General features: G+C 71.0%; 20 protein-coding genes. 14 read left to right on the top strand and 6 right to left on the bottom strand.

Features of this window, described 5'->3' with window-relative positions; translation table 11 throughout:
* Positions 1-46: 46 nt before the first annotated feature.
* From G3I78_RS37805 to G3I78_RS37790, 4 genes are all read left to right on the top strand, one after another.
* Positions 47-574, top strand: a complete 528-nt coding sequence (locus tag G3I78_RS37805) for a helix-turn-helix domain-containing protein (protein ID WP_164433275.1) — start codon at positions 47-49, stop codon at positions 572-574.
* Positions 575-612: 38 nt separating this feature from the next.
* Complete coding sequence (locus G3I78_RS37800) at positions 613-924, top strand: DUF6412 domain-containing protein (protein ID WP_164433273.1); 312 nt, start codon at positions 613-615, stop codon at positions 922-924.
* A 90-nt stretch (positions 925-1,014) separates the two neighbouring features.
* Positions 1,015-1,728: a YidC/Oxa1 family membrane protein insertase gene (locus G3I78_RS37795; RefSeq protein ID WP_164433271.1), complete on the top strand. Its 714-nt coding sequence runs from the start codon at positions 1,015-1,017 to the stop codon at positions 1,726-1,728.
* A 129-nt stretch (positions 1,729-1,857) separates the two neighbouring features.
* The gene (locus G3I78_RS37790; RefSeq protein ID WP_164433269.1) at positions 1,858-2,715 is read left to right on the top strand and encodes a fumarylacetoacetate hydrolase family protein; all 858 of its coding nucleotides are present in this window, start codon (positions 1,858-1,860) and stop codon (positions 2,713-2,715) included.
* Positions 2,716-2,817: 102 nt separating this feature from the next.
* Here G3I78_RS37790 and G3I78_RS37785 read toward each other — a convergent pair whose 3' ends face one another.
* The 3 genes from G3I78_RS37785 to G3I78_RS37775 form a co-directional block, all read right to left on the bottom strand.
* On the bottom strand, positions 2,818-3,675 hold the full coding sequence (locus G3I78_RS37785) for an LLM class F420-dependent oxidoreductase (protein WP_164433267.1): 858 nt from the start codon (positions 3,673-3,675) through the stop codon (positions 2,818-2,820).
* A gap of 85 nt (positions 3,676-3,760) precedes the next feature.
* Positions 3,761-4,270 (bottom strand): heme-degrading domain-containing protein, encoded by a 510-nt coding sequence (locus G3I78_RS37780; protein WP_164433266.1) that lies wholly within the window; start codon positions 4,268-4,270, stop codon positions 3,761-3,763.
* The gene (locus G3I78_RS37775; RefSeq protein WP_164433265.1) at positions 4,267-5,334 is read right to left on the bottom strand and encodes a Gfo/Idh/MocA family oxidoreductase; all 1,068 of its coding nucleotides are present in this window, start codon (positions 5,332-5,334) and stop codon (positions 4,267-4,269) included. Before G3I78_RS37775 ends, G3I78_RS37780 begins: the two co-directional genes overlap by 4 nt.
* 57 nt (positions 5,335-5,391) lie before the next feature.
* Between G3I78_RS37775 and G3I78_RS37770 the strand changes: the two genes are divergently transcribed.
* The 9 genes from G3I78_RS37770 (at position 5,392) to G3I78_RS37730 (ending at position 14,649) form a co-directional block, all read left to right on the top strand.
* Positions 5,392-6,639, top strand: a complete 1,248-nt coding sequence (locus tag G3I78_RS37770; protein WP_343243957.1) for an ROK family transcriptional regulator — start codon at positions 5,392-5,394, stop codon at positions 6,637-6,639.
* Between the two features lie 441 nt (positions 6,640-7,080).
* Positions 7,081-7,842, top strand: a complete 762-nt coding sequence (locus G3I78_RS37765; RefSeq protein ID WP_203616041.1) for a hypothetical protein — start codon at positions 7,081-7,083, stop codon at positions 7,840-7,842.
* 61 nt (positions 7,843-7,903) lie between these two features.
* Complete coding sequence (locus G3I78_RS37760) at positions 7,904-8,659, top strand: GntR family transcriptional regulator (RefSeq protein WP_164433263.1); 756 nt, start codon at positions 7,904-7,906, stop codon at positions 8,657-8,659.
* Between the two features lie 132 nt (positions 8,660-8,791).
* Complete coding sequence (locus G3I78_RS37755) at positions 8,792-9,916, top strand: TIGR03364 family FAD-dependent oxidoreductase (protein WP_164433262.1); 1,125 nt, start codon at positions 8,792-8,794, stop codon at positions 9,914-9,916.
* Between the two features lie 143 nt (positions 9,917-10,059).
* A complete protein-coding gene (locus tag G3I78_RS37750) occupies positions 10,060-10,692 on the top strand; it encodes an HAD hydrolase-like protein (RefSeq protein ID WP_239158308.1) in 633 nt (210 codons plus the stop codon).
* 177 nt (positions 10,693-10,869) lie between these two features.
* Positions 10,870-11,649, top strand: a complete 780-nt coding sequence (locus G3I78_RS37745; RefSeq protein WP_164433260.1) for an HAD-IIA family hydrolase — start codon at positions 10,870-10,872, stop codon at positions 11,647-11,649.
* A 101-nt stretch (positions 11,650-11,750) separates the two neighbouring features.
* Positions 11,751-12,287 carry a hypothetical protein gene (locus tag G3I78_RS37740; protein ID WP_164433258.1) on the top strand — a complete coding sequence of 179 codons (537 nt, stop codon included), beginning with the start codon at positions 11,751-11,753 and terminating at the stop codon, positions 12,285-12,287.
* 117 nt (positions 12,288-12,404) lie between these two features.
* Positions 12,405-13,010 (top strand): class F sortase, encoded by a 606-nt coding sequence (locus tag G3I78_RS37735; RefSeq protein ID WP_239158307.1) that lies wholly within the window; start codon positions 12,405-12,407, stop codon positions 13,008-13,010.
* Between the two features lie 82 nt (positions 13,011-13,092).
* Positions 13,093-14,649, top strand: a complete 1,557-nt coding sequence (locus G3I78_RS37730) for a hypothetical protein (protein ID WP_164433254.1) — start codon at positions 13,093-13,095, stop codon at positions 14,647-14,649.
* 282 nt (positions 14,650-14,931) lie between these two features.
* Here G3I78_RS37730 and G3I78_RS37725 read toward each other — a convergent pair whose 3' ends face one another.
* Entirely contained in the window at positions 14,932-15,696 is a 765-nt protein-coding gene (locus G3I78_RS37725) for a GAF and ANTAR domain-containing protein (protein WP_164433252.1), read from the bottom strand.
* Between the two features lie 164 nt (positions 15,697-15,860).
* Here G3I78_RS37725 and G3I78_RS37720 point away from each other — a divergent pair, with 164 nt between their 5' ends.
* Positions 15,861-16,901, top strand: a complete 1,041-nt coding sequence (locus tag G3I78_RS37720) for a glycoside hydrolase family 6 protein (protein ID WP_164433250.1) — start codon at positions 15,861-15,863, stop codon at positions 16,899-16,901.
* Positions 16,902-16,977: 76 nt separating this feature from the next.
* Here the strand turns inward: G3I78_RS37720 and G3I78_RS37715 are convergent, their stop codons facing one another.
* Positions 16,978-18,915, bottom strand: coding sequence for a kelch motif-containing protein (locus tag G3I78_RS37715; protein WP_164433248.1), 1,938 nt, complete (start codon positions 18,913-18,915; stop codon positions 16,978-16,980).
* The gene (locus G3I78_RS37710; protein ID WP_164433246.1) at positions 18,912-20,906 is read right to left on the bottom strand and encodes a cellulose synthase catalytic subunit; all 1,995 of its coding nucleotides are present in this window, start codon (positions 20,904-20,906) and stop codon (positions 18,912-18,914) included. The genes G3I78_RS37715 and G3I78_RS37710 overlap by 4 nt, the downstream gene beginning before the upstream one ends.
* Positions 20,907-21,250: the final 344 nt, after the last annotated feature.

Genomic DNA, 21,250 nt, shown 5'->3' with positions numbered 1-21,250 from the left:
GTTCGTTCATTGAACCCAAGGCTGGAAAATGGTTACAGTGGGCGGCATGGCACTGGGCAAGGACTACGCGACACAGGAATGCTCGATCGCCCGCGCGCTCGAGATCGTCGGCGAACGCTGGACCCTGCTCGTGGTCCGCGACGCCCTCTACGGCATCCGGCGCTACAACGACTTCCTCGTCCACCTCGGCATCCCGCGCGCGGTCCTCGCCGCCCGCCTCCAGATGCTCACCGAGGAGGGCATCCTCGAAAAGCGCCGCTACCAGGAGTCCCCGCCGCGCGACGAGTACGTCGTCACCGACCGCGGCATCGCCCTGTGGCCGGCCCTGCGCGCCCTCGGCCGCTGGGGCCGCGAGCAGTACGACCCCACCGTGCTGCGCACCTTCCAGCACGCGGAGTGCCGTACCGAACTCGGGTCCTACGGCGAATGCCCCGCCTGCGCCACCGTCGTACCGGTCGAGGACGTCCTCATGCTCCCCGGACCCGGACTCGACCCCGACCCCGCGGACCCGGTCAGCCGGGCCCTGCTCAAGCCGAAGAGGCTCTTGCAGCCCCTCGTGGTCGATCAGGTATAACCGGGGGAGGACTCGCAGAACGGAGAGGGGGAGTGGCCGTGATCCGCAGGTGGACGACCGTACGTCCCGCCGCCGTGCTGCTCCTTCTCGTCCTCGACGTCGTCCTGCTCGACACCGGCAGCCTCTCCGCCGCCGTCGCGCTCGCCGCGACCGCCGCGGCCGGCTCCGCGTTCGCCGCCTGCTCCCTGATCGCCTCGCGCTGCGCGCCCGCCGTACCGCCCACCCGGGTCCGTACGGCCATCCGCGACCGCGCCCGCCGCACGGCCTTCCTGCCGCAGCGGGACCCCGACGCCAAGGGCCGGCCGCGTCCCCGGGCGCCCGGCCACACCCTCCGGACGACCACCGCGTAGGGGTTCAGCTCGGTAATCAGCGCACCCCGCGCGGGTCGTCATGCCGCCTTCACCACTCCCGGCACGACGAGACCCCCGGAGGGCTCACCCATGTCTGTCTTCGCCGACCTGGTCCAGCACCTGGCAGACCTGCTCCACCCGTTCTTCGGCGCCACCGCGGCCGCCGCCTCGATCGTCCTGTTCACCGCCTTCGTACGACTGCTCGTGCACCCCCTGTCCCGCGCCGCCGCCCGCGGTCAGAAGGCCCGCACCAAGCTCCAGCCGAAGATCGCCGAGCTGCGCAGGAAGCACAAGGACAGTCCCGAGGGGCTCCAGAAGGCGGTGCTGGAGCTGCATGCCGAGGAGAAGGTGTCACCGCTGTCCGGCTGTCTGCCCGGGCTGTTCCAGCTGCCCGCGTTCTTCCTGCTGTACCACCTGTTCTCCAACACCACGATCGGCGGGAAGGCGAACGAACTCCTCGGCCACGAACTGTTCGCCGCCCCGCTCGGCGGGCGGTGGGCCGACGCCCTCGGGGACGGCGGGGTGTTCGGCGCGGCCGGGCTCGTCTACGTCGGGCTGTTCGCGGTGGTCGCCGCCGTCGCGAGCTTCAACTTCCGGCGCACCAGGCGGATGATGGCCGCGAACCCCGTGCTGCCGGCGGGGGACGGCCAGGCCGTGCCCGGCATGGGCGCGATGAGCAAGGTCATGCCGTTCATGTCCTTCTTCACGCTCTTCACCGTGGCGGTGGTGCCGCTCGCGGCCGCGCTGTACGTGGTGACCAGTTCGACGTGGGCCGCGGTCGAGAGGGCCGCGCTCTACCGCTGACCGGGGTGGCGACGGTCCAGTCCGTGAACCGGGTATTGCGGACCGGACACTCAGCTTGGAGGATCGACCAGTCATCCGATGGCTGCACCCGTCGGAGGACGCCCCGCGCGATCGAGGGAGAAAGTCATCATGAAGCTGCTGCGAGTCGGTACGGCCGGAGCGGAGAAGCCCGCGCTGCTCGACGCCGACGGGGTCCTGCGGGACCTGTCCGGTGTCGTCGACGACATCGACGGGACGCTGCTCGCCGACGACGCGGCACTCGGCCGGGTCCGCGCCGCCGCGGACTCCGGTGAGCTGCCTTCGCTGGACGCGACCGGACTGCGGGTCGGGCCGCCGCTCGCCCGGATCGGGAAGATCGTGTGCATCGGGCTCAACTACCACGACCACGCGCGCGAGACGGGGGCCGAGCCGCCCGCCGAGCCGGTGATCTTCTTCAAGGCCGCGGACACGGTGGTGGGGCCGTACGACACGGTTCTGGTGCCCCGCACGTCGGTGAAGACCGACTGGGAGGTCGAGCTGGCGGTCGTGATCGGGCGTACGGCCCGGTATCTGGGGTCCGCGGAGGAGGGGCTCGCTCATGTCGCCGGGTACGCGGTGGCGCACGACGTGTCCGAGCGGGAGTTCCAGATCGAGCGCGGGGGGACGTGGGACAAGGGGAAGAACTGCGAGACGTTCAACCCCCTGGGGCCGTGGCTGGTGACGTCGGACGAGGTGCCGGATCCGCAGAGCCTGTCGTTGCGGCTGTGGGTCAACGGGGAGTTGAAGCAGGACGGTACGACCGCCGAGCAGATCTTCCCCGTGGGTGAAGTGGTGCGGTACGTCAGCCAGTTCATGACGCTCTATCCCGGTGACGTGATCAACACGGGGACGCCTGCGGGGGTGGCCATGGGGGAGCCCGAGCCCAAGCCGTATCTGCGGGCCGGGGATGTCGTGGAGCTCGAGATCTCCGGACTCGGGCGTCAGCGGCAGGAGTTCAAGGACGCGTAGGGCTCCGCCGGTGGAGCGGGTGGAGCGGGTGGAGCGGGTGGCGCGGGTGCGGCGCGGCCGTGGCTGGTCGCGCGGTTCCTCGCGCCCCCGAAGCGGTTCCCCTCACCCGAGCAGAGAGGCCAGCTTCCGCCACGCCTCCCTCGGGAGGGATTCCCTCGGGGCGCCGTCCACTATCTGAAGGGCCACGTGGTCCGCGCCCGCCTCGGTGAAGTCGCCGATGCGGGCGCGGATCTGCTCCTCCGTGCCCCAGGCGAAGACCGCGTCGACCAGGCGGTCGCTGCCGCCGTCCTTCAGGTCGTCCTCGGTGAAGCCGTTGCGGAGGAAGTTGTTGGTGTAGTTGGGGAGGGCGAGGTAGATGGAGAGGCAGTCGCGGGCCAGGGCGCGGGCCGTGGCCGGGTCCGTCTCCAGGACCACCTTCAGCTCGGGGGCCAACAGGGGCTCTGCGCCCAGGAGTTCGCGGGACTTCGCGACCTGGTCCGCGCTGATCAGGTACGGGATCGAGCCGGCCGCGCGGTCCCGGGCCAGCTCGATGGTCTTCGGGCCCAGCGCCGCCAGGACACGGGCCTCGGCGGGGACCCCCGCCGCGTCCAGGGCGTCCAGGTAGCCGACCAGCGCCGAGTACGGTCGGCGGTACTGCTCCGCGAGCCTGGCGTGACTGACTCCGAGGCCCAGGGTGAAGCGGCCGGGGTGGGCGGAGTCCAGGGCGGTCCGGCTCGCGGCGGCGCTTTCGGCCTCGTGGTCCCAGATGCTCTGGATGCTGGTGCCGACGGCGATCCGGGACGTCGCGTCGAGGAGCGGAGCGGCGTTGGCGGCCGAACTGCTGCCGCCCAGCCAGATCGCGCCGAACCCGAGCTCCTCCAACTCGGCGGCGGCCTCCGCGCGTTCGGCCCGCAGGGACGGGTCCTCCCCACGCAGACCGCCGCCGTTCCAGATGCCGTACTGTCCGATGCTCTGCTTCATGGCAGGTGCCAACGAGTTCATGGCAGGTGCCAACGAGCAGAAGCCCGGCATCATTCCGGCCCGGCCGACGCTCCTTCCGGCCCGGCTAACCCTCCTTGCCCAGGAACTGCTCCAGCGCCTCCACGACCAGACGGTGGTCCTGGAGCTGGGGCAGCCCCGACACCGTCACCGAGCCGATCACACCCGCGCCCTCGACCGTGATGGGGAAGGAGCCGCCGTGGGCCGCGTACTCGTCGGGGTCCAGGCGCGAGGACTCCTCGAAGGTGCTGCCCTTGGCGCGGAAGCGGGCGCCGACCAGGTAGGAGGCGGAGCCGTAGCGCTCCACGACCCGGCGCTTGCGGGTGATCCAGGCGTCGTTGTCCGGGGTGGATCCGGGCAGGGCCGCGTGGAAGAGCTGCTGGCCGGCGCGGTGGATGTCGACGGCCACCGGTGCCTGCCGCTCCCGGGCCAGCTCGACCAGCAGGGAACCCAGCGCCCAGGCGTCGTCGTACGTGAACTGCCGGAAGACCAGGCGGCGTTCCTGCGCCTCCAACTCCTCCAGGGGCGGGGTGAGTTCCGGGTGGAACTTCGGGGTCAGCTCGGTGTTGTGCGTCACAGCTCCACCGCCACTCCGTCGCGGGCCGAACGGCGCGCCGCCTCCAGTACGTCGAGGGCGGCGGCCGCCTCCAGCGCGGTCACCGGGTTGGTGCCGCCGTCGGAGAGGGCCCTGGCCACGGCCGCATAGTAAGCGGGGTAGGCGCCCGGGAGGGTGGGGACGGGGGTGCCGCCGCCGGTCACGGGGGACTCGCCGGAGCCGAGCCGGCCCCACAGCGACTCGGGCTCGGCGCCCCAGTCAGGCCCGGGGCGCCCGCCGTCCCTGAGGGCCGCCTCCTGCGGGTCGAGGCCGTACTTCACATAGCCGGCCTTCGAGCCCAGCACCCGGAAACGGGGGCCGAGTTGGGCGGTGGTGGCGGAGACGTACAAGTGGGAGCGGACACCGCCGGTGTGGGTGATCGCGAAGAACGTGTCGTCGTCGACCTCGGCGCCGGGGCGGCGGATGTCGGACTCGGCGTACACGGAGGCGGCGGGGCCGAAGAGGGTCAGTGCCTGGTCGACGACATGGCTGCCGAGGTCGTAGAGCAGACCTCCGATCTCTGCGGGGTCGCCGGACTCGCGCCAGCCGCCCTTCGGCTGCGGGCGCCAGCGCTCGAAACGTGACTCGAAGCGCCATACGTCGCCGAGTTCGCCCTCGTCGAGCAGCTTGCGCAGGGTCAGGAAGTCGTTGTCCCAGCGGCGGTTCTGGAAGACCGAGAGGAGCAGGCCGCGCTCCTCGGCCAGCGCCGCCAGCTCACGGGCCTCGGCCGCGGTGCCGGCGATCGGCTTGTCGACCACGACCGGGAGACCGGCCTTGAGGGCGGTGGAGGCGAGCGGCACGTGCGTCTTGTTCGGGGACGCGATGACGACGAGGTCGAGGTCTCCGGCGCGGGCGAACAGCTCGTCGGCGTCCGCGACCGTACGGACGTCCGGGTGCTCGGCGCGGGCCTGGGCCTGCCGCTCGGGGTTCGAGGTGACCACCGTGTCGAGGGCGAGGCCCTCGGTGGCGGCGATCAGCGGGGCGTGGAAGACGGAGCCCGCGAGGCCGTAGCCGACGAGGCCCACGCGGAGAGGGGTAGCAGCCATGACGTCCACTTTCGCAACGCTGTTGCCAAAGTGCAAGTACGGGCCACAATGGCGGGTGTGAACAGGACGAACGGCGGCGCCAACCTGCTGGCCCTGCGCAGCCACAACACCGCGCTCGTGCTCGGCCTGCTGCGCGGGGCCGGGGCCGAGGGCATCAGCCGGCTCGAACTCGCCGACCGCACGGGGCTGACCCCGCAGGCCGTCAGCAAGATCACCGCCCGGCTGCGGGAGCGGGGGCTCGCGACGGAGGCGGGCCGCCGGGCGTCGACGGGCGGCAAGCCGCGGACGGTGCTGCGGCTGGTGCCGGGGGGGGGGCACGCGGTGGGGGTGCACCTGGACCGGGACGAGCTGCGTGCGGTGCTGGTGGATCTGACGGGCGCGGTGGTGGCGGAGCGGGTTGCTCCGCTGGATCTGGGGGCGGGGGCGGAGGTCGTGGTGGGGGAGGTCGAGCGGTTGGTGGGGGATGTGTGCTGTGGGGTGGGTGGGGTGTCGTCGGAGGCGGTGTGCGAGGGGGTCTCCGGAGTGCTGGGCCCGGGGTCTTCGCCGGCCGGTGCTTCCCCGGAGTCCTCGCCCATCGCCGGCCCCCGTGTCCCGCTCGCCGGCATCCCCACTCTGCTCGGCGTGGGCGTGGCGCTCCCCGGCCCCCTCGACCACGTGCGGGGCGTGCTGCACCGGGTGACCGGGTTTCCCGAGTGGGACGGGTTTCCGTTGCGGGACGCGCTCACCCGGCGGCTGGGGGTGGCGGTCGTCGTCGACAAGGACACCAACGCGGTCGCGCTGGGGCTGGCCGTCGGCGGGGAGCCGGGGTCGTTCGGCTACCTCCATCTCGGTACGGGGCTGGGGGCCGGGCTCGTGATCGGCGGGACCGTGCACCGGGGGGCGCGGACCGGGGCGGGGGAGTTCGGACACCAGGTCGTCCAGCTGGACGGGCCGCTGTGCGGGTGCGGGAACCGGGGGTGCGTCGAGGCGCTGTGCCTGCGCGCGGTGGCCGACGGCGACCTGGACGAGGCGGCACGTGTGCTCGGGGTCGGGGCGGCGAATCTCGTGGGCCTGCTCGACATCGACCAGGTCCTGCTCGGCGGCCGGACCGTCACGGCGGCCCCCGACACCTTCGTACGGGGCGTACGAGCGGTCCTCACCGAACGCGCCCGGGGAGCCGACGCGGTACCGGTACGCCTCGCCGGGATTGGAGTCGCGGAGGGGGCGGCCCAGCTGCTTCTGGCGCCGGTGTTCGGGCCGGGGGAGGGGTTGGCCGGGGGCGCGGACGCGAGTGTCACCGGACCGGGGGACTCGCGACCTCGCTGAGCATGGCCTGCCCCACAGGTCCCGGGGCTCGCGCCCTTGTTGCCCATGGCCTGCCACCGGCCATGGCCTGCCACCGGCCCCGGGAACTCGCTCCCCGTTGACCACCGCCCGCCATCGGTCCCGGAGGCCCGGGCTTCTGTGGATTGACGCCCGCTACTGGTCCTGGAGCCCCGCGCCTCTGTGGATCACCGCCCGCCCCGGCCCCAGTGCCCCGGGCCTCCGTTGACCACCGCCCGCCCCCGCCCCCAGCCCCAGAGCCCCGCACCCCCGTTGAACACCGCCCGCCCCCGGCCCCGCAGACTCGCGCCCCCTTGATCCCCGATCCCCCCGCTCCGCCGATCCCCCCGCTCCGCTGATCGGGCGGATTTGCACCGTAGTTCCGGCGCCCGCCCGGGGTGGTGGCACCGCGCTCCCGCCGTGGCCCGGCACGCTCATGTGTTCATGCGACTGTTCACGCCCGCTCTTCTCGGCCTCGCGGTGGCAGCCGTCCTGGGCTCCGCGCCTCCGGCCGCCCCGCACCCCGGCTCCGCGGCCGTCGGCTCCGACTGCGCCCCCGACGGCCGTACCTTCCCCCTCACCACCCGTATCCACGGCGGCCCCGACGCCTACGAGGCCGGGGGCGGATACGGCACCTGGTACCTGGACCTCACCAACACCACCGGCCGGACCTGTGCGGACATCCACCCCGTCGTCGTCCTCGTCGACCGGGCCAGGTCCCTCCGCCCCGGCCAGCCGCGACTGGAGTTCTACGACGGCGAAGACCCCCACCCCGTCACCTTCGAGACCACCGACGAGGACGAACTCGTCGGGGCGTTCGCCGACGACAAGGGCCGTTTCCCCGGCTTCACCGTCGGCCCCGGCAGGACCGTCTCCGTGAAGGTCCGCCTCGCGCTCACCTCGGACACCGCGCCGAACGAGGTCACCGCCACCGCGGCCGTGGTCCAGCGGCACGGGAACGACGGCGACTGGGTCGGGCAGTCCGAGGACTACGCGTTCCGCGTCGAGGACGGCCCCGTGCCGGGCAGTTCGACCTCCCCCGGCCCGGACGAGCGGAGCCCCCTCACCGACGCGGCCGAACGTGCCCAGGAACTCGCCCGCACCGGCCTGGCCACCCCCGCAGCCCTCCTCACCGCCGCGTTCCTGCTCGTCACCGGCGCCCTGCTGCTCATCCGCAGACCGACCGGCCCCCGAAGGCGCCGCTGACCCCGAGCCGGCAACCTCCCCGTACCCCCGCCCCCGTACCCCCGTCTGCGACGATCCCCCCGTGGACTACCCGAACAACCAGGCCCCCGGCGCCCCCGTCCGCTCCGGCATCCCGGAGCACGGCCGGATCCCGAAGTACTACGCGGCGAAGGCGCGGATCGACCAGCTGATCCGTGAGCTGGGGGAGGGGAGCGCCATCCCCACCGAGCGCGATCTGTCGGAGAAGTACGGGATCGCCCGGGAGACCGTGCGGCAGGCGCTGCGCGAGCTGGTGCTGGAGGGGCGGCTGCGGCGGCAGGGGCGGGGGACGGTCGTCGCCGGGCCCAAGCTGGAGCAGCCGCTGTCCCTCGCCAGCTACACCGAGGGCGTGCGGCGCCAGGGCCGTACCCCCGGCCGCACCCTCGTCACCCTCGACCGCTTCCCCTGCCCCGACCCGCTCGCCGCCGAGACCGGGCTCGAACGCGGCGAACCCGTCTGGCACCTGGAGCGCCTGCTGCTCGCGGACGACGAACGGGTCGGCCTGGAGAGCACGTACGTCGCCGTGGCCCGGGTCCCGCACCTGGACACCGACTTCGAGCCGGACTCCTCCTTCTACGGCTACCTCCACGATCGCGGTATCGCCTTCGGGGACGCCGACGAACGCATCGAGACCGTCCTGGCCACCCCGCGCGAGGCCCTCCTCGTCGGCACCCCGCCCGCCCTGCCCATGCTGCTGATCCACCGGGTCTCCCGGGACACCGGGGGCCGCCCGCTGGAGCGGGTGCGGTCCCTCTACCGCGGCGACCGGTTCTCGTTCACGACCCATCTGCGCGGCTGAGAACGATCACCTCGGGACCTTCCACTTGAGTAACTAAAAGATAACGGGTCTAGCCCAAACGTGATCGCTCGTTCAGGCTCTTGTCGTCGGCCGGATTCCTCCGGTTCCCCGTGCGCGAGGAGCGTGAGCGTCGTGAGAGTGACAGTCGTGGGCGCGGGCGTGGTGGGCACCATGCACGCCTGGCAGGCGGTGGAGCGCGGCCACGAGGTCGTGCAGATCGAGCGCGAGGCCGAGGCCCGCGGTGCCTCGCTGCGCAACTTCGGGCAGATCTGGGTGAGCGGGCGCGCGGGCGGCGAGGAACTCGAAACCGCCCTGCGCGCAAGGGAGTTGTGGCAGGAGATCGGCGTCCGCGTGCCTGGGCTCGGCTTCCGGGCGAACGGCTCGCTGACCCCGGTCAGGGGCCCGTACGAACTCGCCGTCGCCGAGGCCGCCGTAGCCCGGCAGGACGCGGCGGCGCGTGGCCACAAGCTGCTGACGCCCACCGAGGCGCGCGCCCTGAACCCCGCCCTGCGCGGTGCGTTCGACGCGGCCCTGTACTGCGAGCGGGACGCGGCCGTGGAACCCCGCACCGCCCAACTCGCCCTGCGCGCCGAGCTGTCGAGGTCCCCGCACTACACCTTCCTGCCGGGCCGGGAGGTCCGCGAGGTGACCGGCCCGGGCACCGTCAGGGACGACCACGGCGAGGTGCACCGCGCCGACGCCGTCGTCCTGTGCACCGGCGCCTGGCTCGGCGGGCTCGTCCGCGAACTCGCCGGACCCGACCTGCCGGTCCGCCGCGTACGCCTCCAGATGATGCAGACCGACCCGCTGGGCGAACCGCTCACCACCTCGGTCGCCGACGCGGACAGCTTCCGCTACTACCCCGCCTATGCCTCGCCCGCCCTGGACGGCCTCAACTCCCGGCAGCCGCAGGGCGACACGGCCGCCGCCCACCGCATGCAGCTGCTCATGGTGCAGCGCGCCGACGGCGGCCTGACCATCGGCGACACCCACGAGTACGAGCACCCCTTCGCCTTCGACACCGTCGAGGAGCCCTACGAGCACCTCACCGAGGTCGTCGAGTCCTTCCTCGGCCGCCCGCTGCCGAGGGTCCGCCGCCGCTGGGCCGGGGTGTACGCGCAGTGCACCGAGCCGGGGCGGGTCGTGCACCGGCAGCAGGTGCACGAGGGGGTGTGGCTGGTCACCGGACCAGGCGGGCGCGGCATGACCTGTTCCCCGGCGATCGCCGAGACCACCGCGAACGAACTGGGCTGGTGACACCCATGACCGACCTGAACCCCGACAACAACCCCCGCCATCCCCAGCACTCCCACCACCCGCACCATTCCCACCACCTCAACCACTCGCACCACTCCCACCACCCCAACCACCCGCACCGCATCCGGCTCGTCGTCCTCGACATGGCCGGCACCACCGTCGCCGACGGCGGCCTCGTCGAGCAGGCCTTCGTGGCCGCCGCCCGGCACCTGGACGCCGATCCCGAACCGATGCTGGACCACGTCCGCGCCACCATGGGCGAGTCCAAGATCTCCGTCTTCCGGCACCTGTTCGGCGACGAGAGCCGGGCCCAGGAGGCGAACAGGGCCTTCGAGACGGCGTACGCCGAACTCGTCGACGGCGGCCGGGTCGCGGCCCTGCCCGGCGCCCGCGAGGCCATCGAGGAGCTCAACTCCCAGGGCCGCACAGTGGTGTTGACCACCGGCTTCGCCCGGCCCACCCAGGACGCCATCCTCGCCGCGCTCGGCTGGCAGGACCTCGTGCCCCTCACCCTGTGCCCCGCCGACGCCGGGGGCCGGGGACGGCCGTACCCGGACATGGTCCTCACCGCGTTCCTGCGGACGGCGGTCGCCGACGACGTCCGGCAGGTCGCCGTCGTCGGCGACACCTCCTACGACATGCTCAGCGGGGTCCGCGCGGGCGCAGGGCTGGTCGCCGGTGTGCTGACCGGGGCGCACGGCGCGGACGCGCTGCGGGCGGCCGGGGCGACCCAGGTGCTGGACGGCGTGCACCGGTTGCCCGGAGTCCTCGCGTGAGCGGCGGTATCCGCTTCGACGGCGTCACCGTGGCCTGCGACGGGACCGCGTTGACCAGGATCGGGCCGAGATCGAGCAGAACCTTCCGTAATACGTCGAAGAATGGAAATCTGCCACCGACAGCTGATCGCTAGGCTGAGGCACACGCAGTACCGCGTACGGCAGGAGATCCCGCACATGGCAGACCGCAAGCCCATCGAGTCGTGGCTCACCGACATGGACGGTGTGCTCATCCACGAGGGCGTACCGATCCCCGGCGCCGACGCCTTCCTCAAGAAGCTCCGCGACTCCGGCAAGCCCTTCCTGGTGCTGACCAACAACTCGATCTACACCCCGCGCGACCTGCACGCCCGGCTGCGCCGCATGGGCCTGGACGTGCCGATCGAGAACATCTGGACCTCCGCCCTGGCCACCGCCCAGTTCCTGGACGACCAGCGCCCCGGCGGCACGGCGTACGTCATCGGCGAGGCCGGGCTGACCACCGCGCTGCACGACATCGGCTACATCCTCACCGACCACGAGCCCGACTACGTGGTCCTCGGCGAGACCCGCACCTACTCCTTCGAGGCCATGACCAAGGCCGTCCGGCTCATCAACGACGGCGCCCGTTTCATCTGCACCAACCCCGACGAGACCGGCCCCTCCGCCGAGGGCGCGCTGCCGGCCACCGGCGCCGTCGCCGCCCTGATCACCAAGGCGACCGGCAAGAAGCCGTACTTCGCGGGCAAGCCCAACCCGCTGATGATGCGCACCGGGCTCAACACCATCGGCGCGCACTCCGAGAGCAGCGCCATGATCGGCGACCGCATGGACACCGACGTCCTCGCCGGCATCGAGGCCGGCATGCAGACCTACCTGGTGCTCACCGGCCTGACCCGGCCCGAGCAGGTCGAGGACTTCCCGTACCGGCCCTCCAAGGTCGTCGACTCGATCGCCGACCTCGTCGACCGGATCTGAGAACCGGCTCGCGCGCGGTACTCGTACGGAGTAGTGGGGCGCCGCCTCGGGATGCGCCGCCCGGCCCGCCGAGGGAGTCTCCAGATATCTGGAGGTTCACGATGGGTTCCCTACGCCTCACTCTCTGTACCGCGGTCCTGGCCGTCGCCGTCCTCACCCCGGTCGCCCAGGCGGCCGACGGCGGAAGCGTCTCGGTGACCCCGTCGTCCCCGGCCCCCGGCGCCGACCTCACGCTGCGCGTGACCGGCTGCGCCGGGAAGACGGCGACCGCCGCCTCGGCCGCGTTCGTCGCCGACGCCCGGCTGACGGGGTCCGGCGGCAGCCTCGCCGGCGAGACCCGCGTGCGCTCCTCGATCGGGCCCGGCTCCTACGACGTGAAGATCACCTGCGCCGACTTCCAGGTGAAGGGCCGCATCACCGTCGTAGCGAAGGGCGGGAGGACCGATCCGTCCGCGCCCGCCTCGCCGACCGCCCCCGTCGACGCGGGCGGCGGCGGTACGGCCACCCACTTCTCCGCCATGGACACCCGCTCCGCGGGACCCGGCGCCGGGCACGCGGTGACCGGGCTGGTGCTCGCCGGGGTCGCCGCGGTGGCCGTCGTGCTGCGCGGCAGCCGCCGGAGCCGCGGGCGGAGCTGACCGGCGATGGCCGAACGCTTCCCCGACGACCGTTTCTCCGGCGACCGTCCCCCCGGGCACGACGGCCCCGGCGGCGCCCGCGGCACCGGCCGGCTGCTGACCGGCGTGGCCTGGGCGATGCTGCTGCTCGGGCTGTGGCTGTGGGGCCGCCAGGTGACCGACGTACGGCACGGCATATCCGACCCGACGACCGGTGACGTGGCCGCCGTCGGACGCCCGCCGGACGTCGAACTGCCGCCCCCGGCCAAGCCCTTGAAGGGCGCCCGCCCGCAGCGCCTGGACATCCCGGACCTCGGGGTGCAGGCACCGGTGGTCGCCCGCGGCCTCGACCCGCGCGGCGCCCTCGACCCACCGCCCTTCGACCAGCCCGGAGTCGTCGGCTGGTATGCGTCCGGAGTCCAGCCCGGTGCGGTCGGGACCGCGCTGATGGTCGGACACGTCGACACCGAGACCCGGCCCGCCGTCTTCTACAAGATCAGCGCGCTCCGGCCGGGCGGCACGGTCCGGGTGACCCGCGACGACGGCAAGGTCGCCGAGTTCACCGTCGACGACGTACGGGTCCTCGCCCGCGACCGGTTCGACGCCCGACAGGCCTACGGCCAGCACGAGTCGGGGCGGGCGGAACTCCGGCTGATCACCTGCGGGGGCAACTTCGACCGGACGAGCCGCAGTTACACGGCCAACGTGGTCGTGTCGGCGTACCTCACGAGTGGCGGAAGCTAGAACGCCGGTACAACCCTTGGTGACTGTGGGGTGTCTGAGTGGCCGGCGGGGCGAGATGCGCCCCGCGGGGGAGGCTGCACAGATGATCAACCGCCGACGCAGGGCGGGGGCGGTGCTCGCCGCTCTCGCGGCCGCCGTCGCCACCTGGCTGCCCGCGACCTCGGCGCAGGCCGCGGACGGTCCGGTCGTACGCATCGACGCGCCGCGCGACAACCTCGCCCTGCCCATGCCACCGAGCCAGGACCCGCCGCAGATCGGCTGGCTGCTGCACAACGACGGCCCCGGCACCGCGAAGGACGTCACCGTCAGCATGGACCTGAGCAAGGTCAAGAGCTGGCTCACGGTCAACGGCAAGCCCGCCGAGGACACTTATGCCTGGTCCACCATGGCGGAGGTCCCCGAGGGCGACCAGGCCGGCTACATCGCGGACGTCAACCCCAAGCCCGACACCCCCCTCGGCACCACTGGCACGGTCACCCTGAGCGGTACCTCGGCCAACGGCACCGTGGTCTCCACCACCGTCCGACTGACCGTGGGCTCCGCCGAGTTGACGGTCAACGAACTGGCCGACCGCAAGGGCGACAAGCCGGGGACCGCGTTCGACACCCCGGTCACCGTCAGCAACACCGGCTCCGTCCCCGCGGACGGCGTCCAGCTGCGGGTGCAGACCACCCCCGGGCTCGCCTACGCGGACCGGTTCTCCAACTGCGTGTACTCCAAGGTCCCCGACGACTACGGCGCCACCCAGCGGGCGCTGTGCACCTTTGACACGGTCGTCGAGCCCGGCAAGCGCTACCGGCTGGACCAGCCGCTGAAGCTGGATGTCACGAAGCAGGCCCTGTACGAGTTCGTCAGCCGAGAGGCGCTGCCCCTGCCGGGCACCCCGACCGTGTCGGGCAGCGGCCCGAAGCTCGCCCTGGTCCCCGACGGAACCGCGGCCGGTGACGGCACCGAACTCGCCCGGCAGTACGTCTCCGTCGTCAACACCGCCGACATGGTCGCGGGCGGCGACACGGCCGAGGGCGCCCCGGGCGACCTGGTGCACGTGGACGTCACCCTGGGCAACGAGGGCCCGGCCCGGGTCGAGAACAACGTCGACGACGACCAGCCCGCGCTGCTGTTCACCGTCCCCACCGGCACCGAGGCCGTGGAGATCCCCGAGCGGTGCAGCGTGTGGAACCCCGAGGCGGAGTCCGGCACCGGCGAGCGGACGCCGGGGGCCGCGCAGTACATCTGCCAGCCCCGCCCGAACGAGTTCGAGGTCGGCGACACCCGTACCTTCACCTTCGGCCTGAAGATCCGAGCGGGCGCCGAGACCACCACCGGCGAGGCCGAGGCGACCACCAGCTACGGCAACACCATGGAGTTCGACGACCACCACGCCAACGACACCGCGGACGTCACGGTCGAGGTCGAGGGCGACTCCGCCTCGCCGTCCCCGTCCCCGTCGCCGTCCGCGACCGCCTCCTCCGACGGCGGCAACGACGTGAAGACCCAGACGGTCGCCACGGCCGTCGACTCCGGCTCCCTCGCCAGCACGGGAAGCAGCGGCATCCTGCCCGTCGCCGCCGCGGTGGGCGCGGGCGCGCTGCTGCTCGGTGGAGTGCTGGTGCTCCTCGTCAGGCGCCGCAGGGCCTGACCGCGGTCCCGGTCCCGGGAGGCACCTGGCCCGGTCGGCGACCCGCTCCCCCCGAAGTCGCCGACCGGGCTGGTCCTCGACCGCACGCGCTCGGGCTGCGGGAGTAACCCGGCGACAGCGCGGGAGGCCTGGGAGGCCCGGTGGTGATGACTACGGCCAGGGGCTGGGGCCGTGTCCGTATGAGAAGACTCTAGAACGGATGAGCGCCCGGGCCTAGAGGGCTGAATGACGCCACGTCCCGAGGGGGTGACTTTCCGTCATGTCCCGTGGTGGGCAAGGGTGTTACGCGTTCTCGTCGAGTTCCCGGCGCAGTCCCGCGCCGTCGGCCGCGCCCTCGATGACGGCGCTCGCCACCCGGTCCAGGGGCAGCCGTTGCCGTCGTGCGTACTGCCGCAGCGCCACGAACGCCCGGTCCGCCGGTACCCCCCAGCGCTCCGCGAGCATCCCCTTGGCCTGCTCGATCCGGACCCTGCTCGACAGGGCCTCCTGCAACTGCCCGGACAGGGTGCGGTACCGGGTGTAGGTACGGCGGTTCTGGAGGCCCAGCGCGGCGGCGTCGCCGAGCGCCTGCGCGACCTGGAGCTCCAGCGAGGTCTCGCCGGGCACGGCGACGGGCAGCGTCGCGGTGAACACGTTGAGGGCACCCAGCAGGGTCCCGCGGCGGCACAGCGGCACCGCGAAGGTCGCCACGACGTCGTGCCGCAGGGCTTGCTCGGTGAACCCGGGCCAGCGGGCGTCCGCGTGCGCGACCCGGACGGAGACCGGCGCCACCGCCCGTCCGGAGCTGTAGGTCTCCAGACAGGGCCCGCCGCCGTGCTGCGCCTCCAGCAGCTCCAGCGTCATCTCCTCGTGCCGGCTCCCGGCGGCCAGCGAGACCGCCCGGCCGTCGTCGATGAGCATCACGCCGGCCGCCCGCGCGGCCAGCAGCTCCACGCAGTGGTCCGACAGCCGTTGTAAGTACCGGGTGGCCTCGAAACCCTCGACGAGGGTGTCCGCCGCTTCCACCAGCGCCGTGGCCAGCTGTATCTCCCTGGTGGCGTACCGCATCCCTGAGCACTCCCCTTCGTCGACGAGCGCCCCCCTACAGTCGCGCGCCTACCCCGACCTTCGGGGCTGTAACAGCTCCTGGACAAGGCTCCGGCGACCTCGTGGGCGGCGCGCCTGATGTGTCACGATTGAGACTTGCCACGGTGCACCCAGGGGGGAATTGGATGTACGTCAGCAGGGGGGCCAGGACGGCGACCCGCGCAGGGGCTTCCGCGGCGGTGCTGGGGGCGGCACTGCTGCTGGCCGCGTGTTCGTCGTCGGGGGACGCGAACAAGGACGGCGAGGGGGACAAGGTCGGTGCCGGGATCACCCAGCAGCCCAAGGAGGCCGACCCGTTCTGGGTCAACCCGGACGGCAACGCGGCGAAGCAGGTCGCGCGGTATGCGAAATCCGGGAAGGACGACGACGCCGAGCAGATCCGCAAGATCGCCCAGCAGCCCACCGGCGAGTGGATCGGCCCGGAGAACCCGGAGCAGGAGGCGCGCGGCTTCACCGAGGCCGCCGACAAGGCCGGCCGTACGGCCCTCCTGGTCCTCTACAACATCCCGCACCGCGACTGCGGCCAGTACTCCCAGGGCGGTGCCGCGGACGGCGACGCCTACCGGTCCTGGATCGACGGCGTGGCCGCGGGCATCGGCGACCGCTCGGCCACGGTGATCCTCGAACCGGACGCCGTACTGCACCTGGTCGACGGCTGCACTCAGGACGAGTTCCACGAGGAGCGCTACGACCTCCTCACCGGTGCCATCGAGAAGCTCAAGTCCCTGAAGAACACCAAGGTCTACCTGGACGCGGGCAACGCCGGCTGGGGCCACCCCGACCAGATCTTCGAGCCCCTCAAATGGGCCGGCATCGCCAAGGCCGACGGCTTCTCGGTGAACGTCTCCAACTTCTACTCCACCCAGGACTCCATCGCCTACGGCAAGCAACTCTCCGCCAAGGTGGGCAACAAACACTTCGTCATCGACACCAGCCGCAACGGCAACGGCCCGTACAAGGACGGCGACGAGAACGAACGCTGGTGCAACCCGCCGGGCCGGGCGTTGGGAGAAACTCCCACGATAAAGACGGCGGATTCGCTCGTCGACGCGTACCTGTGGGTCAAGCGCCCAGGAGAGTCGGACGGCGAATGCAAGGGCGGCCCGAAGGCGGGTCAGTGGTGGCCAACCTACGCATTGAAACTGGCGCAAGCGTCAGGCACCTAGGGGCGCGGGGAACTGCGCGACAAGCCACAACGCTCCCGCACCCGAAAAACCTAAGGTGCGGGAGCTTTTTTGAGCCCTACGGCACCCGAACCCACTGTGCCTTCGACGGCGTCCCCTGATCGTCATCGACGAACAGCATGTACCACCCCGACTGCACCAGATTCTTGTTCTCCGGCACAGTCACCTTCACCTTGTCCCCGGACACCGTGAACTTCAACTCGATGGACCGCTGATCCACATCGGTCACATGAGTGGACGCACTGGGCCGAATCAACCGCACCTTCTTGATCACAGAAGCCTGCGGAGAGGTGAACGTCCCGGACGCACCCCGAGCGATCGTCTGCGGCCCCCCGGACAGCGAAGGCCGCGAATCCCGGTACAGATAAGGCGGCGTGTAGATCTCGATCCGCTGCTCGAAGACACCCGGCTTCGTGTTCGCCTTGTCCTCGTACAACGAGTCCGACCCGAAGAACATCACCCGCCCGTCCGGCAGCAGCAAGGACCCGGAGTGGTAGTTCCGCCCCACCAGGGGATCGGCCACCGACTCGAACGTGTTCGTGTCCGGGTGGTACAGCCGCGCCTGGAGGATGTTGGAGTCACCCCGCCCCCGGTAGTCCTCCGACCCCCCGGACACCAGCACCGAGTCGTCGGGAAGGATCGAGGCCTGCGGATACCGCGTCCCCTTCTCCAGCGTCGGCCCGTCCACGAACCGCGGGCTGTCCGCCTTCATGTCCACGATCCGCGTCCGGTTGCTGGACTGCGCGGACTCGCCGACCCCGCCACCCCCGATGACCATGAACTTCTCGTCCTGCGCCGGAGGCAGCAGCACGGTCCCTGAGGTCTCCATCTCCTTGGCGTCACTGAGCCCCGGGATCTTCGTGAACTTGTTGCTGTCCACGTCCCAGATGCCCGGCTCACGCCCGACGTTGTCCGGCCCGTACCCCGCGTTGGACCCCGAGTAGAAGATCTTGCCGTTCTGCATGAGGAACAGCGCCGGGTAGGTGGGGAACTGGCGGATCTTCGAGGTGTACGTCCACTTCTTGGTCTTCGGGTCGAACACCTCGTTCTTGCCCGGTACCAGCTGACCGATGTCGTCGAGCCCGGAGACGCTGAGGACCTTCCCGTCGCTCAGGGTGGTGAGCGTCGGATACCAGCGGGCCTCCTTCATCGGGTCGACCTTGATGTACTTCTCGGCGACCGGATCGAACTCGAAGGCGTCCCGGATCCCCTGGAAGTCCTTCTTGTCGAGCGCGAGCTTCTGCGCGATCCCGTAGGTGTTGCGCGCGTCCGTCCCGGTGAGCCCCTGGACCCGGTAGTTGTCCTGGGTGCCGGTCTCGTACTTCCGGCCGCTCTTCTGCGCCTCGACGTAGATACGCCCGAGCCCGGGGTCGTTGCGCAGGAACTTGCCGGTCGCCTTGTCGAAGACCTTCTTGGCCCGCTCCACGACGACCGGGTCCTTGGACACGAACGTCTTGCCGCCCTCCTTGCCGGTGAACTTGGTGCCCGCCGGCAGGGTGATCGGCTTGTCCGGGTTCTCGTTGTGGACGATCATCAGGCCGCCGGCCTTGGTGACGTCACCCTGGAGCTTCTCGTACCGCTTGGTACCACCGGCGATCAGCAGATTGCCGTTCGCCAACTGGGTGTGACCGGTGCAGAAGAGGTCGCTCGGCGTGGGCACCTTCTTGATGGTGCCCTTGACCGGGTCCCAGATCCGGGTGTCGAACTTCTTCGCGTCGAAGTTGTCCTGGTTGTTTCCCGAACCCGCCACCAGCAGCACCTTCCCGGTGCGCAGCAGCGCCGCGTGGATGGTGTTCTGGCGGTACTTCTCGGGGAAGTCGACGATCTCCCACTTGCCGTTCTCGGCTTTGTACTCCGGTCTGTTGATCTGGTACTGGTGGTATTTCTCGGTCCCGAAGCGGTACAGCCACGGCCCGTTCATCCCGGCCAGCGCGAGCACCACCGCCGTACCTATCGCGAGTCGACGGGCGCGGCGGCGGCCTGCACGGTCGTTCATTCCTTACGTCCCCCAAGTCCACCAAGGGCGATCTGCATGGTCTGGTCGTTGCCCTCGTCGTCACGCGGGTGCGAGTCGGCCCAGCTCGGCTTGTGGGCCGGTGCGTGCTGGGCGGGCACCGGCTGCGGCTGGTACTGCGTGCGCGGCGCGGCCTGCGGCGGCACCTGAGCCGGGACCACGGCCTCCGGCGGCGCGCCTGCGGGCTTCTTCTTCGCCTGCCGCAGCATGTGCCGCCAGGTGAAGATCGGTGTCGCGGTGATCAGCATGGCGAAGGTGGCCCAGATGATCATCGCGGGGTGCGAGTGCCCGAGGGCGATACCGGCACCGATCGAGCCGCCGAAGATCGCGATGAAGTACCAGTGGTAGCGGAACGTCCCGAACCACCGGTCGGGGCTGGCCGAGTCGCCCTTCGGCGTGACCACGAACTTGCTCTTGCGCCGCAGCACCGAGTCGACCAGCGCCTTCGCGTACAGCGGGGCGGACAGCGCCGACATCACCATGCCCGCGACCCCACCGGAGCCCTCGGGCTCGTGCGGCGAGACGTTGTGGCGGCGGTTCCAGATGTACAGGCCGATCTGGAGCGCGGAGGCGTTGCCGTAGAGCATCAGCCACACGGTCGGGTCGATGTTCACGCCCGAGGCGCCCAGGCCCAGGAACAGCGCGCAACTCAGCGCCGCGAGGATCCAGTTGAGGGCGGACATCGGGTAGAAGATGATCATCATCGTGTAGTTGAAGAGCTTGCTCGGCGGCAGCGAGTACCAGCCCTTCCAATACTGCTTGAGGATCGTCTCGTACGTCCCCCTCGACCAGCGCATCTGCTGGGTGAAGAAGTCCGTCCAGGCGCTGGGCCCCTCACCGACGGCGAGAACGTCCGGCGTGTAGACCGAGCGCCATTTCCGTCCCGTGGCCGGGTTCTTGTGGCGGTGGATCTCGAAGCCGGTCGCCATGTCCTCGGTGATCGAGTCGTACAGGCCGCCGATCTGCTTCAGCGCCTTGATGCGTACGGCGTTGGAGGTGCCGACGAACATCGGGGAGCCGTACTTGTTGCCGGCCCGCTGGATCAGCGCGTGGAAGAGGAACTGCTGGGACTCGGCGGCCTTGGTGACGAAGTTGTCGTAGTTGCCGTAGACCTGCGGGCCGATCACGAAGCCGATGTCCGGGTCGCGGAAGAAGCCGAGCATCCGCTCCAGGTAGTTGGGCAACGGCACGTGGTCGGTGTCCACCGAGGCGAAGAAGTCGTACTGGTCGCCGTGCGCGTCCAGCCAGGCGTTGTAGTTGCCGTGCTTGGTCTTGGCGCGGTGCGGGCCCTTGGCCTGGTTCCACTTGGCGACGCCCTTGCGGGAGAAGTGGTGCACGCCGAGCCGGGCGCAGACCTCCTTGACGGCCGGGTCGTCGCCCTCGTCCAGGAGCCAGACGTGCATGAGGCCGCGGTGCCGGATCCTGACCGCGGCTTCCAGGGTCTTCGTCACCATCTCCAGCGGCTCCTTGCCGGGCACGAAGGAGGTGAGGAAGGCGACTCTGGTGCCGGTCTCGGGCACGACCGGGACCGGGTCGCGGGCGACCAGGGTGGCGTGCGCGTTGGACAGGACGTTCATGCAGCGGAAGAACTCGATCAGGCCGATCGAGACGAGCATGACGATGTCGAGCGCCGGCAGCCAGGAGAAGGCCGGGTAGTCGCGCTCGGTCCAGTGCTCGGGCTGGAGCAGCCAGGCGAGCAGGACCAGCGAGAGCAGGGGCGCGGCGGCGAGCATCAGGGCGACTCTGATGCGGTGCGGCTCCTGCGAGATCAGCGAGCGGTACTGCACCTTGTAGGGCTTGCCCGGATCGGGCTGCGTGAGGGGACCGGCCAGTCTGCTGTAGTGCTCGTAGTCGTACTTCGGAAGCGTTTTCTTTATCCGGCGGAAAGTGCCGGTCCGATGCGAAGGCAGCCTGAGCTGTGTGGTGTCTGACGGGTCGAAGTTCTGCCGGGCGCCCGTCGGCGTCGACGTCATGAGTCATCCCCCCACACGCGAATCGATCGCGTGTTGTCGTTTCCTTACCCCTGCTCCGGTCCCCCTCGACCTTCACAGACGTATCAGTGGTGGGCCGCAGTCACCACAATCTTCACAGCATTAGACAGGTAACCGCGACCTTCCGGTTGCAGACGCCCCCTCCGGCGTCCCTGGCAGCGGGGCCCCCTTTCCCCGCAACACCGGCAACCGGCTCCTTGCCCCCCAACTGCCGCGTATCCGCAGCATCTTGAAAACCAGGGTTCTACGGTGCTCATCATGATCGCAAGATGCGAAACGCGGTGTTTACCGGTCATACGCGTTCATTGTGGCGCCTGTGGGGACCT

It is taken from the genome of Streptomyces sp. SID13726 (genome assembly GCF_010548375.1).
Classification (GTDB): domain Bacteria; phylum Actinomycetota; class Actinomycetes; order Streptomycetales; family Streptomycetaceae; genus Streptomyces.
This window is presented reverse-complemented; position numbering and strand designations above follow the sequence as displayed.

Coding starts and splice junctions, on each gene's coding strand:
- G3I78_RS37710 (WP_164433246.1), bottom strand. CDS start 20,906: ATGACGTCGACGCCGACGGGCGCCCGGCAGAACTTCGACCCGTCAGAC.
- G3I78_RS37775 (WP_164433265.1), bottom strand. CDS start 5,334: ATGGCTGCTACCCCTCTCCGCGTGGGCCTCGTCGGCTACGGCCTCGCG.
- G3I78_RS37720 (WP_164433250.1), top strand. CDS start 15,861: ATGTACGTCAGCAGGGGGGCCAGGACGGCGACCCGCGCAGGGGCTTCC.
- G3I78_RS37715 (WP_164433248.1), bottom strand. CDS start 18,915: ATGAACGACCGTGCAGGCCGCCGCCGCGCCCGTCGACTCGCGATAGGT.
- G3I78_RS37730 (WP_164433254.1), top strand. CDS start 13,093: ATGATCAACCGCCGACGCAGGGCGGGGGCGGTGCTCGCCGCTCTCGCG.
- G3I78_RS37725 (WP_164433252.1), bottom strand. CDS start 15,696: ATGCGGTACGCCACCAGGGAGATACAGCTGGCCACGGCGCTGGTGGAA.
- G3I78_RS37735 (WP_239158307.1), top strand. CDS start 12,405: ATGCTGCTGCTCGGGCTGTGGCTGTGGGGCCGCCAGGTGACCGACGTA.
- G3I78_RS37790 (WP_164433269.1), top strand. CDS start 1,858: ATGAAGCTGCTGCGAGTCGGTACGGCCGGAGCGGAGAAGCCCGCGCTG.
- G3I78_RS37765 (WP_203616041.1), top strand. CDS start 7,081: ATGCGACTGTTCACGCCCGCTCTTCTCGGCCTCGCGGTGGCAGCCGTC.
- G3I78_RS37785 (WP_164433267.1), bottom strand. CDS start 3,675: ATGAAGCAGAGCATCGGACAGTACGGCATCTGGAACGGCGGCGGTCTG.
- G3I78_RS37745 (WP_164433260.1), top strand. CDS start 10,870: ATGGCAGACCGCAAGCCCATCGAGTCGTGGCTCACCGACATGGACGGT.
- G3I78_RS37805 (WP_164433275.1), top strand. CDS start 47: ATGGCACTGGGCAAGGACTACGCGACACAGGAATGCTCGATCGCCCGC.
- G3I78_RS37740 (WP_164433258.1), top strand. CDS start 11,751: ATGGGTTCCCTACGCCTCACTCTCTGTACCGCGGTCCTGGCCGTCGCC.
- G3I78_RS37795 (WP_164433271.1), top strand. CDS start 1,015: ATGTCTGTCTTCGCCGACCTGGTCCAGCACCTGGCAGACCTGCTCCAC.
- G3I78_RS37750 (WP_239158308.1), top strand. CDS start 10,060: ATGGCCGGCACCACCGTCGCCGACGGCGGCCTCGTCGAGCAGGCCTTC.